The 11,985-nt window shown below is 66.7% G+C and carries 11 protein-coding genes; 3 read left to right on the top strand and 8 right to left on the bottom strand.

The annotated features are described in order from the left end of the window. Nucleotides 1–30 precede the first annotated feature (30 nt). Nucleotides 31–729 carry a hypothetical protein gene (locus QZ271_RS04890; RefSeq protein WP_291429528.1) on the bottom strand — a complete coding sequence of 233 codons (699 nt, stop codon included), beginning with the start codon at nt 727–729 and terminating at the stop codon, nt 31–33. A 420-nt stretch (nt 730–1,149) separates the two neighbouring features. On the opposite strand from QZ271_RS04890, the gene QZ271_RS04885 reads away from it, so the two are divergent. Together QZ271_RS04885 and QZ271_RS04880 are read left to right on the top strand one after the other, a co-directional pair. Continuing rightward, nucleotides 1,150–1,911 (top strand): electron transfer flavoprotein subunit beta/FixA family protein, encoded by a 762-nt coding sequence (locus QZ271_RS04885; RefSeq protein WP_291429526.1) that lies wholly within the window; start codon nt 1,150–1,152, stop codon nt 1,909–1,911. After that, nucleotides 1,908–2,855: an electron transfer flavoprotein subunit alpha/FixB family protein gene (locus QZ271_RS04880; protein WP_291429524.1), complete on the top strand. Its 948-nt coding sequence runs from the start codon at nt 1,908–1,910 to the stop codon at nt 2,853–2,855. Before QZ271_RS04885 ends, QZ271_RS04880 begins: the two co-directional genes overlap by 4 nt. Before the next feature lie 337 nt (nt 2,856–3,192). Here the strand turns inward: QZ271_RS04880 and QZ271_RS04875 are convergent, their stop codons facing one another. The 7 genes from QZ271_RS04875 to QZ271_RS04845 form a co-directional block, all read right to left on the bottom strand. Next, on the bottom strand, nt 3,193–3,633 hold the full coding sequence (locus QZ271_RS04875) for a disulfide bond formation protein B (protein WP_291429523.1): 441 nt from the start codon (nt 3,631–3,633) through the stop codon (nt 3,193–3,195). Nucleotides 3,634–3,636: 3 nt separating this feature from the next. Continuing rightward, on the bottom strand, nt 3,637–4,332 hold the full coding sequence (locus QZ271_RS04870; protein WP_291429522.1) for a DsbA family protein: 696 nt from the start codon (nt 4,330–4,332) through the stop codon (nt 3,637–3,639). A 232-nt stretch (nt 4,333–4,564) separates the two neighbouring features. Beyond that, the gene (locus QZ271_RS04865; protein ID WP_291429520.1) at nt 4,565–5,281 is read right to left on the bottom strand and encodes a hypothetical protein; all 717 of its coding nucleotides are present in this window, start codon (nt 5,279–5,281) and stop codon (nt 4,565–4,567) included. Then, nucleotides 5,278–8,382, bottom strand: a complete 3,105-nt coding sequence (gene uvrA, locus QZ271_RS04860; protein ID WP_291429519.1) for an excinuclease ABC subunit UvrA — start codon at nt 8,380–8,382, stop codon at nt 5,278–5,280. Before uvrA ends, QZ271_RS04865 begins: the two co-directional genes overlap by 4 nt. A gap of 193 nt (nt 8,383–8,575) precedes the next feature. Further along, complete coding sequence (locus tag QZ271_RS04855) at nt 8,576–9,754, bottom strand: class I SAM-dependent rRNA methyltransferase (RefSeq protein WP_291429517.1); 1,179 nt, start codon at nt 9,752–9,754, stop codon at nt 8,576–8,578. 293 nt (nt 9,755–10,047) lie between these two features. After that, entirely contained in the window at nt 10,048–10,305 is a 258-nt protein-coding gene (locus tag QZ271_RS04850; protein WP_291429515.1) for an NAD(P)H-dependent oxidoreductase subunit E, read from the bottom strand. Nucleotides 10,306–10,479: 174 nt separating this feature from the next. Next, the gene (locus QZ271_RS04845) at nt 10,480–11,076 is read right to left on the bottom strand and encodes a TetR/AcrR family transcriptional regulator (RefSeq protein WP_291429514.1); all 597 of its coding nucleotides are present in this window, start codon (nt 11,074–11,076) and stop codon (nt 10,480–10,482) included. A 192-nt stretch (nt 11,077–11,268) separates the two neighbouring features. Here QZ271_RS04845 and QZ271_RS04840 point away from each other — a divergent pair, with 192 nt between their 5' ends. Further along, a complete protein-coding gene (locus tag QZ271_RS04840) occupies nt 11,269–11,904 on the top strand; it encodes a phospholipase A2 (protein ID WP_291429513.1) in 636 nt (211 codons plus the stop codon). Nucleotides 11,905–11,985: the final 81 nt, after the last annotated feature.

The raw sequence follows: 11,985 nt of genomic DNA, 5'->3' as shown, positions 1-11,985 counted from the left end.
AAGGCGGCGTGGCTCAGAAGGTGACGCGGCTCAGAAGGTGGCTTTGATGCCCACGCGGGCCTTGAAGTTGGTGCCGGGGCGCACGAAGCGGCCATCGTTGTAGGAGTAGTCGGCGTCGCTGGTGGGGTAGTTGAAGGTGGTGGTGGTGCCAGCGTTGGTCGCATCGACGTTGATGGCGCTCTTGAAGAAGTGATCGACGCCCAGGTCGCCCACGAGGCTGATGTTGCCGCTCAGAGCGTAGCTGGCCATGACGCCGGCACCGATCCCGAAGGAGTTGCTGCTGTAGGCGGTCGAACTGGTGGCGTTGGCCGTTTCAGTGGCGCGGAACATGCCGTAGCGGCCACCGGCGTACAGGGTCGTATCGACACCCGGGGCGACCTCGCCGAGGCTGTAGGTGCCGTCCAGGGAGATGACGGTCTGGCTCCCACTTTCGGTGAAGCCGTCTTTCGTCTTGCGGTCAGCGAAGGTGGTGCCCAGCGCGTCCTTGCTGCTGTCGTTGATGGCGTCGGCGGAGCGCGCCACGGCCACTCCGGCTTTCACGCCGACCGGACCCACGACATTGGGGGCGTGGACGAAGGCTTCGCCGCTCAGGCCACCGGCGTAACCGCCGGTCAGGCCAAGTTCGACGCCGCGCAGGGACTGCGCGCCGGCCGTGGCAGTGCTGGCAGCGATGGCGAGGAGGGTGACGGACATCAGGTTCTTCATGAGAGTAGGTTCGTCTGCCAGCATGAGAAGGTTCCTTGAAACAGTTGACTGGAATTTAAGGTGAGGCCGTTTTTAAAGCCAACCACTTGATGACCTGAAGGTCGCGTAAAGGCGGTGTGGACATCTCCAGGCTCAGGGGTACGCCTGACTTGTGCTCGCTCAGGTCGAAAGGCGCTATGAACTGGTCAGCCGGAGTCCGTATAATTGATGACCTGTACGCTGGGCTGCTGCGGGCGGGGTAGTGGGCTAGGCTGGGGGTCGTTTCCCGGTGCTCCTGGGCTCTGGCCGGCGCGGCAGATTCCCGCCGTGCCGGCTGGTGACTGTCCGGGCCGGGTCTTCCCTGGGCTGGAAGGCTCTGCTAAACTTGAACCAAGTACAATTTGTCGGGACGGGTGAGCCAGCCGCCCCCTGTCCTGACACGCGCACCAGACCCCTGGAGGACCCATGAATATCCTGACCCTCGTAAGACAAGTTCCCGACGCCGAAGCCCGCGTCAAGATCAGCGGCCAGAACGTTGACCTCGAAGGGGCCACCCTGGTCATCGACGGCATGGATGAGTACGGCGTGGAAGAAGCCCTGCGCCTGCGCGAGAGCGGCGCGCCGGTCGAACAGATCATCGCGCTGGCCGTCGGCCCCAAGAAAGTCGAGGACGCCCTGCGCACCTCGCTCGCCATGGGCGTGGACCGCGCCATTCACATCGAAACCGACGAGAAGTTCGACGCGGTGACCCTGAGCCGCGTCGTGGCGCAGGTCGCGCAGGCCGAGAACGTCTCGCTGATCCTGGTGGGCGGACAGGAAGCCGACTGGGACTCCCAGGCACTAGGAGCCGCCAGCGCCGAACGCCTCGGCTGGCCCCAGCTCACCTGGACGAACGAACTGAAGATCGACGGCGACACCATCACCGGTCGCCACGACGTGGACGACGGCAACGAGAGCTTCAGCGCTCCCCTTCCCGCCGTGGTCACCACGCAGCAGGGCCTGAACGAGCCCCGCTACCCCACCCTGCCGAACATCATGAAAGCCAAGAAGAAGGAACTCCGCAAGGAAGACCCCGCCGCGTACAACCTGAGTGGCAAGGTCCGCATGGTCGGCGCTGAAATTCAGACCCGCGCCCGCCGCAACACCATGATCGACGGCAAGGACCCCCAGGCCGCCGCCCAGCAACTGCTGGAACTGCTTCGGAACGAAGCGAAGGTGATCGCATGATTCTGATCGTCGCTGAACACACCGCCGGGAAACTGGCGAAATCCACCCTGGAAATGGTCACCGCCGCGCGGGAGTCCGGACGCGAAGGCCCCGTGACGCTGCTTGTACTGGGCCAGAACGTCGCCGCTGTGGCTGCCGAGGCCGCCGCCGTGGCCGATCAGGTGCTCGTGGCCGACCTGCCCGCGCTCGCCGCGTACAACGCCGAAGTCTGGGCGGCCGCCACCACGCAGATCGCGCAGGAAGGCGAGGCGTCGGTCGTCATGATCGGCGGCAGCCGCTCCGGGCGCGAGTACGCCCCCAGGGTCGCCGTGAAACTCGACGCGCCGTACCTTGAAGACGCTATCAAGCTGAGCAGCAACGGCGCGGCCTTGCAGGCACAGCGGTACACCTTCCTGGCCCGCGTGACCGAAACCGTGGAGGCCGACGGCACGGTCGTCGTGACCGTCAAGCCCGGCTCGTTCGCGCCCGCCGCGCCTGCCGCCACCCCTGGCGAGCAGTACGACGTGGAACTCGACCTGCCCGCCCCCCGCGTGCAGGTGACTGGCCGCAGCGTCGAGAAGAGCAGCCGCGTCGCCCTGACCGAAGCCGACGTGATCGTCACGGGTGGGCGCGGCGTGGGCAACCCCGAGAACTTCGCCCGCTACGTCGAGGGTCTCGCTGACAACATTGGCGCTGGCGTCGGTGCCACGCGCGCCGTCGTGGACGCCGGCTGGCGCCCCTACGCCGAGCAGGTCGGCCAGACCGGCAAGACCGTGCAACCCAAGGCCTACATCGCCCTGGGCGTCAGCGGCGCCGTGCAGCACCTGAGCGGCATGGGCAAGAGCAAGAACATCATCGCCATCAACAAGGACGCTGAAGCCCCGATCTTCAAGGTCGCGGACTACGGCATCGTGGGCGACATCAACGAGATCGTCCCCGCGCTGATCGAAGCCAGCCGCAAGTAAACGGGACTGGGTGGGGGTCGGGGTTTAACCTCGGCCCCCACTTCCCAGGGCTCCATGAAAGGCCCGCCGACGTTAATTGCGTCGGCGGGCCTCTTGCTAGCCTCATACGGATTCCGTTCCATACCGCCCAATCCGTGTGGTGTTCCTACTTGCCTCCGCTGGGATTGATCCGGAACTGCACCGAATCAATCGCAATCTGTATCATACGGATTCCGCTAAATTCCACCACAGTCGGAAAAGCGCCGCCTGTGGCTCCATACCGCGAAACCCGTCTGCTATTCCTACTCGCGTCCGCTCGGATTGATTCAGAACTGCACCGAATCAATCGGAATCCGTATCAGATGCTGCGGGGTCGGCCCCAGGCGAGCAGCCCGGTGATCAGGATAAAGGCCGTCATGCTCAGCACCGGAATGGTGATGACGGTGTTCAGGGCGGCCAGGGCGCCACTGCCCCACACAGGCCAGGGCACGTCGCAGGCGACGGTGGTGGCGTCGGCGGTGCACGCTTTCAGGACGGGAATCACGCCCCAGTCCTCGAAGTTCTGGATCAGGGCGATGATCAGTCCGGCGGCGGCGAGTGGCAGGGCGTACAGGCGGGCACCGAGGTCGCCGCGCAGTGCGCCGATGCCCAGAATGACAGCCAGGGGGTACATGCAGATGCGCTGATACCAGCACAGCACGCACGGTTTGAATCCCAGGATGTTGCTGAAATACAGGCTCCCCAGCGTGGCGATCAGCGCGATCACCCACGCGGCGTACAGGCGGTTGTCGCGGCTCACGGCTTACTTGCTGGCAGCGTCAATGGCGGCGCTGACGTCGGCCAGCAGGTAACTGCTCTCGCCGCTGCCGTTCCGGACTTCCTTGCCGTTCACGAACACGGTGGGCGTGTGGTTCACGCCTGCGTCCGCGACCTGCTTCTCGTCGGCGTCCACGCGGGCGGCGGTGGCGTCGGTATCCAGGCAGGTGGCGAACTTCGCCTGGTCGAGCCCCTCGACGTTCCCGGCCAGGTCCTTGAGGCGGGTCTTGGTGGCCCAGACTGCACTCTCGCTGCCCTGCGCGCGGAACAGGATGGTCTTGAACCGGCCGAAGGCGTCGTTGCCGCCCTGGTCGTACACGCACTTGGCGGCCTGCGCAGCGAGTTTGCTGTCGTCGGTGGGCAGGCGGGCGTTTTCGGCCAGGAAAGGCCACACCACGGAGTACAGCTTCGCCTTGCCAGTCTCGATGTACTTGGTGTTCAGTTCGGGCGCGATGGTTTCCTCGAAGGTCTTGCAGACGGGGCACTTGAAGTCCTCGACGACAACCACGCTGACCGGCGCGTCGGCCTGACCCGCAAAGGGTTGTCCGGTCAGGTCGAAGGTGCCGTTCAGGCCCGCGCCGGGAGCGGGTTTACCGCGAACGGCGACCAGGGCGAGGGCGATCAGGGCCACGGCAATCAGGGTGCCGATCACGAGAATGGTGCGGTTGGAGTTACTGTTCATCTGCCCTGAAGTGTAACGCGAGTGCGTGAGGGACCGCAGGCCATGTCATACGGACTGCGGTTGATTCGGTGCAGTTTCGGTTGGGTGCAAGCGGATGTGAGGAGAAACAGCCGACGGTGGCGCAGTGGAGCGCAGTCCGTCTCTGGCCGCCCGGTGACCGGAGCCACGGCGCAAAAGAGCAGAAACGCCGCTCCTGGTTAAGGGAAGCGGCGCGCAGGCAGTACAGGAACGGTCAGGCAGGCATGCCTTCCGGCGGACGGGCGCGGCGGCGGGCGCGCAGGAACAGTCCCGCCAGTTGCCGCGCGGCGCTGATGCCCAGCGCGATCAGCATGGCGGTCAGGGCGGTGCGCAGGAATTCGGGGTTGGCGGGCAGCGTCATCTGCGGGTCGAGTTTGGCCCCAAAGCGGCCCACGGCGATCAGCACGCCCGCGAATAACACCCCGGCGAACGGCAGGACGAACAGTCCGCCCGAGTGCTTGAGCAGCAGCGTGCCCGCCAGGGCCCCGCCGACCAGCGGCAGGATGATCAGCCACTCGGCGGGCGGCTGCACCGGACTGAAGTACCCCAGGCCCCCCAGGACCAACCCGCCGTACCCGAACCAGCCGCCGAACTCGTCGGCCAGTAGGGTCAGCAGTACCCAGGTCAGCAGGCGCACGGGCCACTCGCCTGGCGTCCACTGGAAGTACGCCAGGGTCAGCAGGCACACGGCGCCTCCCAGCAGTTTCAGCCCCTTGACGGCTGTGCCCGGCGGCGGATCGTCCTGCGGAGCCGGGCGGGCCTGGCGTGGGCCTGCCAGACGCGACCCCGGCGCGGAAGCACCGGGAACGGTGGCGGGGGCGGGGGTGGGATGCTGCCCAGCCTGATCGGCCTGAACCGGCGTTTCAGGGCTCAGACCCTGGGGATCCGTGGGGCGGGTGTCGGGTGGGGTGGGGTCGGGCGGCTGCGTCATGCGCTTTCTTTCTTAGCACGAGTCTTGCGGGCGGGGGCCGCGCCGACCAGTTCCGGCTCCTCGGCCGCCGCGGGTTTCTTCGCGGGCCGACCAGCCTTTTTCGGGCCTGTTTCCTTGCGCGCGGGCGCGGCGGCCGGGGCGGGCTTGCGGGTGGCGGCCACGATCCCGGGGACGCGGCGCAGGTACTCGCCGGTGTGGCTTGTCGGGTGCGCGGCCATCTCCTCGGGCGTGCCGGTGCCGACCACGGTGCCGCCGCGCACGCCGCCTTCGGGGCCCAGGTCGATGATGTGGTCGGCGGTCTTCATGACGTCCAGGCTGTGCTCGATGATGACCAGGGTGTTTCCGCCTTCGACGAGGCGTTGCAGGACTTCCATGAGTTTGCGGACATCCTCGAAGTGCAACCCCGTGGTGGGTTCGTCGAGGATGTAGATGGTCTTGCCGGTGGCGCGCTTGCTGAGTTCGCTGGCGAGCTTGATGCGCTGCGCCTCGCCGCCGGACAGGGTGGTGCTGGGTTGCCCGATCTTCATGTAGCCCAGGCCCACGTCGCACAGCAGGGTCATCTTGCGTTCGATGGCGGGGATCGCCTCGAAGAACCGCTGGGCATCCTCGACGGTCAGGTCGAGCACGTCGGCGATGGTTTTGCCGTTGTACTTGACTTCCAGCGTTTCGCGGTTGTAGCGCGCGCCCTTGCAGACCTCGCACGGCACGTAGATGTCCGGCAGGAAGTTCATCTCGATCTTCATGACCCCGTCGCCCTTGCAGTGCTCGCAGCGGCCGCCCTTGACGTTAAAGGAGAACCGCCCGGCCTGATAACCGCGCCGCCGGGCCTCGGGCGTGCGGGTGAACAGGTCGCGGATCTCGGTGAACACGCCGGTGTACGTGGCGGGGTTGCTGCGTGGCGTGCGCCCGATGGCACTCTGGTCGATCTCGATGACCTTGTCCAGGTGCTCCATACCCTCGATGCGATCAAAGCGGCCAGGGGTGGTCTTCGCGCCGTTCAGTTCGCGGGCCAGCGTGGCGTGCAGGATGTCGTGGATGAGGGTGCTTTTGCCGCTGCCGCTGGGGCCGGTCACGACGGTCATGGTCCCCAGCGGAATCTCGATGGAGACGTTCTGGAGGTTGTGTTCGCGCGCCCCGATGATCTTCAACTGTTTGCCGTTGCCCCGGCGGCGGCTCTGCGGCACCTCGATCTTCAGTTCGCCGCGCAGGTACTTGCCGGTCAGGCTGTCCGGGTTGTCCCGCACCTGCTGCGGCGTGCCGACCGCGACGACCTGACCGCCGTGCACGCCCGCACCCGGGCCCATGTCCACGAGGTAATCGGCGTCCATCATGGTGTCCTCGTCGTGCTCCACGACGATCAGGGTGTTGCCGAGGTCGCGCAGGTGCTTGAGGGTACCGATCAACCGGTGGTTGTCTTTAGGGTGCAGGCCGATGCTGGGTTCGTCCAGCACGTACAGCACGCCGGTCAGTCCACTGCCGACCTGCGTGGCCAGCCGGATACGCTGCGCCTCGCCGCCCGACAGGGTGTTCGCGGTGCGGTCCAGGCTCAGGTAATCCAGGCCCACGTCCACCAGGAATTTCAGGCGGGTGCGGATGGCCCGCAGGATCGGGGCGGCCACCGCCGTGCCGAAATCGTTCAGGACGTACTCGTAACGGCTGGGCGTGTGCGCGCGCGCCGTGCCGCCCAGGTGTCCTGTCAGGAAGGGCATGATGGCCGCGTGGTCCAGACCGCCGCCCTGCAACCGGTCGAAGAACAGGTCGGCGTCCAGCACGCTCATGCCGCTCGCCTGACTGATGTTCAGGCCGCCCACGCGCACGGCGAGAATCTCGGGTTTATAGCGCGTGCCGCCGCAGGTGGGGCACGGCTGGAGTTCCATCATCTCCTCGAGTTTCTCGCGCATGAACTCTGATTCCGTGTCGGCGTAGCGGCGTTCCAGGTTGGGAATCACACCCTCGAACTCGGTCATGAACCGCATGGTTTCCTTGCCGGCGCGGCGGTACACGACCTCGAAGGGTGCGCCCGGCCCTTTCAGGACGGCGTCTTTGGCCTGGCTGGGCAGCTCACGCCAGGGGGTCTTCACGCTGAACTCCAGGTGCTCGGCCAGCGCCTGCAACTTGTCCCAGTAGTAGATGCCGCCGCCCGTGCCCTTCTTGCTCCAGGGCAGGATGGCGCCCTCGGCGATGGAGAGCTTGTCATCGATGATCTGATCCGGACTGAACTCACGTTTGCTGCCCAGGCCCGCGCAGTCCCCGCACGCCCCGTACGGCGAGTTGAAACTGAACGAGCGGGGTTCGAGTTCCTCCAGGACGCTGCCGTGCTCGGGGCAGGCGAACTTCTCGGAGTACAACTCCTCGTGCGGCCCGCCGTCCTGCCCGGCATCGGGCATCAGGACGCGCAGCAGGCCCTCGCCCCGGCGCAACCCCAGTTCCACGCTCTCCGCGATGCGGCTGCGGTCGCCTTCACGCAGGGTCACGCGGTCAATGACCACGTCCACGTCGTGCTTCTCGAACTTCTCCAGCTTCAGCTTCTCGGCTTCCTCCAGCTCGTACAGCGTGCCGTCCACCCGCACGCGCGCAAAACCCTCGCGGCGCAGGTCCGCGAACAGCTTGCGGTACTCGCCCTTGCGCCCGCGCACGACGGGTGCCAGCAGGATGGCGCGCCTGTCCGCGAAGCCCGAGAGCAGGCGGTCCGTGATCTCGCTCGGGCTCTGCTTCTCGATCTTGCGGCCACAGACCGGGCAGTACGGGGTGCCCACGCGGGCGTACAGCAACCGCAGGTAATCGTGGATTTCGGTCACGGTGCCCACCGTGCTGCGCGGGTTGTGACTGGTGGTTTTCTGGTCGATGGAGATGGCCGGCGACAGGCCCGTGATGCTCTCCACGTCCGGTTTCTCCATCAGGCCCAGGAACTGGCGGGCGTACGCGCTGAGGGACTCCACGTAACGGCGCTGACCCTCGGCATAGATGGTGTCGAAGGCCAGAGTGCTCTTACCACTGCCGGACACTCCCGTGATCACCACGAACTGATCGCGCGGCAGTTCCACCGTGATGTCCTTGAGGTTATGTTCCTTGGCGCCCTTCACGATCAGATTGTTCTGCAAGGTGGGTTCTCCCTGAAAAGTGCGGCCAGCACGGCAGGAATCAGACGTAGACCGGGCCGCAGGGGGTTACGTTGAACGCGTAAGGCGCTGCCTCCGCTTCGGAAACGAGACAGTCTAGCAGCTCAGGGCACCACGCGAACATGGGGCGATTCCTCATACGGAATCCGTATCATTCGGCGCCCCTCGAAACCGATCAGGCTTTGCGCAGCAGGACGCTCTTGAGGTACAGGCTCTCCGGCACGCTGAGCAGATGCGGGTGATCGGCGGGCTGATAGGTCACCTCGAGAACCTCGGCATCGGTGTCGGCCTCGGCGGCAGCGACCCTGGCGGCGTCGAGCAGGTCATCCACGCGGATGTAATGCGCGCAGGTGCTGATCATCAGGTGCCCGCCGCCCTCCAGCATGCGCAGGGCGCTGGCAGCCCCGTCCGTGAAGATGCGTTTGGCGCGCGGGACATCTTCCCGCCTCTTGGCGAGGGTAGGCGGGTCGAGCACGATGGCCGAGAAGGTTCGCCTGTCCTTTTCCAGTGCGGCAAGTGCTTCCAGGGCGTCGCCCCAGCGCACGCCAACCTGAACGCCGTTCCCCCGCGCCGCCTGTTCCAGGGCGGCCAGGGCGACGTTGTCCTTGTCGATGGCGGTGGCTTTCGCGCCGGCCTTCGCGGCGTGCAGGCTGAAGCCCCCGGTGTACGAGTACACGTCCAGGAAGCCCGCGCCGGGCCGGACCAGCGAGGCCATCAGGCGGCGGTTGTCGCGCTGATCGAGGAAAAAGCCGGTCTTCTGGGCGTCCATGGGCGCAAAGTGCAGGCGCAGGTCGTCCTCGAAGAACTCCACACGCCCCGGCACGTCGCCCCAGAGGGTGCCGGTCACGAGCTCCAGGCCCTCGCGGCGGCGTTCGCCGGTGTCGCTGCGCTCGAAGGCGCTGGCGGCGCGCGTCTCGTCCTTGAGGGCTTTGACGATCAGGTCGCGGTGGCGTTCCACGCCCGCGTTGCGTAGCTGCACGCTCAGCACGGACCCGAACTGATCGGCGATCACGCCGGGCAGACCGTCGGCCTCGGCGTGCAGGACGCGCATGGCGTCGGTATTCACAATGCGGCCCTTGCGGCGCGCCAGGGCGGCCTTCACGCGGGCACGGTAGAATTTCAGGTCGATGTCCTCGTCCTGCCAGGTCAGCAAGCGCAGCGGCGTTCCCCCCTGCGGGTTGAAGTACCCGCGCGCGATCAGGCGGGTGCTGCCCTCGGCGCGGACGTTCACGACCTCGCCCGGCTGAATGCCGTCGTCGGCGTGGGCGATATCGCCACTGTGCCCGAAGGGGTAGCGGCCCGTGATGCGGCGCACCGCCTGGGCTTGAAGGGTGACGGTGGGGGACTTCTTCACCGCAGCAGCGTAGCAAACACGCGAACGGAGCGCCGGAGACCGGCCCTTACTGGCGCCCGGCTACCCGGCATGAAGCGTGGCCGCTGCCCTGCTCGACTCTTGCTGTCCTCGCTGCCTCTCTTCCCGACTGCCCGTCTGCGGAATCATACGGTCTGCGGTTGATTCGCTGCAGTTCTGAAGCAATCCGAGCGGACGCGAATAGGACCAGCGTACGGATTGGACGGTATGGAGCCAGAGGCGGCGCTTTTCCGCCTGTGGCTCAGGGGAGCGGATTCCGTATCAGGCAGGCCGCTCTAGCGGGACCAGCGTTTCATGAGGGTCACGAGGCGTTCGGGCGTCACGTTGCGGTACTCGATCTCGTTCACTCGGACGAGCGGGGCGTCCTCGGGCGCCACGGAGTCCCCGCAGTGCTTGAGGGTCAGTTCGACATTTCCGTCAGCCGTGACCATGCCGGGGCTGATGCGCAGCGCCGCCCAGACAGCGTCGAGCAGATCCTCGCGTTGATCGATGGTCAGGTGTTCGGTGCAGATTTCCAGGCGGGTAACGGGCACAGTGGTGATCTCCTTCGGGCGCGGTCATCCTAGCGGATCAAGGGCCGTCCCGGCGCTTCCTGGTCCGACATGACCGTCAACGCAAGCAGGAAACCAGCCGTCCACCCCGCTGCACGGCGGGGTAGTCAGGGCACCTCCTGGAAGCGGCGGTCACCGGATCATTCCGGACCCGCTTTAGCGGATGGTCGCGCCGTCCAGGAACACGGCCAGCAGCGCCCGTCCCATGCCCTGCGGGTCGTTGGACGGCGCACCCGTCACCAGTGGGTACGTGAGCGCCAGGAAGGCCCGCGCCAGCATCCCCGGGACCACGTCCGCGCGCAACTCTCCCCGCGCGGCCGCCAGCTCGAACAACTCCGACAGCCCACCGATCCACACCCGGCGGTACTCGCGCTCGAACGCGGCGCGCCGCTCGGCACTCACGTGCCGTAACTCGCCCGCCAGTTGCAGGCCGACCCGCTGTTCGGGCGCGCTGGCCAGCAACTCGTACACCAGCGTATCGAGTTGCAAGCGAATGCCCACCTGCGCGTTCGCGGCCGCCACCAGCCGCGCCAGTCCCGCCAGGGTGCCCTCCAGCATCGCCAGGAACAGCGCCTCCTTATCGGCGTAATGGTGGTACAGGGCGGGCTTGGTCACGCCCACGGCCTCCGCGACCTCGCGCATGCTCACGCCGTGGTACCCGCTCTGCACGAACAGGCGCGCCGCCTCCTGCTGAATGCGGGTGCGGGTCGTATCGGGCAGGGCGGCAGGAGCAGACACAGGAGGAACCGTCATCACCACCCATGATACCCTCGCACGCCCTGATACGGCTTGCGTCTGTTTCGCTCGGATTCAAGGGTCTTTGCGGTCCCCTGAACCCGGAGTTCGTCTGACAGCCCCTGGCAGCCCCCTGACAGCCCCGCCGTATGGTGGAAGGCGAGCAGTCACCCCCGCTCCCCCGTCCCCCACCTGCCCACAGGAGTCGTCATGCGTTCATTCATGTTGCCCGCCGCTCTGCTCTCGCTGTCCCTCGCCGCGTGCTCCCAGACGGCCGCACCCACCGCAACGCTCGGTACCAGCGATTACGCCTCGCGCCCCGAGTTGCAGGATGCCGGTAGCCAGGCCATCCTCGCGCGTTACGGCAACGACCCGGAGCTCCTTGCCGCGCTGCGCGAAGCGTACGGCGAAACACCCCGCGTCCTGACCCTGCCCGCCGCTCCCAGCCTCAGCGGCCTGGACCTGACCAGCGACCGCCTCGCGTACGTGAAACGCACCGGGTGGGGCAGCGTGGGGAACTACAATACCCAGTACGCTGCGTACAACGGCACCAGCCTCCCCTACCCCGGCCTGGACTGGACGCGCGACGGTTGCAGCGCCCCCGACGGCCTGGGCCTGGGCTACCGCGAGGATTTCCGGCCCGCCTGCAACGTGCATGACTTCGGGTACCGCAACCTGAAAGTCTACGGACGCACCGACGCCAACCGCAAAACGACCGACGAGGCCTTCTACACCAACATGAAAGCCATCTGCAACGCCAAGAGCTGGATCAAGCAGCCCGCCTGCTACAGCGCTGCCTACGCCTACTACCAGGGCGTGCGCGTGGGCGGCAGCGACAGCTTCTAACGCAGGTCTTGGGGGGCGGGAAGTGGGGCGCGGTCGGCACCCACTCCCCGCCCCCGCTCCTGTAGCCTCCGGGGCAACAGT

It is taken from the genome of Deinococcus sp. (assembly GCF_018260555.1).
Taxonomy (GTDB): Bacteria; Deinococcota; Deinococci; order Deinococcales; family Deinococcaceae; genus Deinococcus.
Note: the sequence above shows the minus strand (reverse complement) of the source record. Positions and strands in the feature narration are given on the sequence as shown.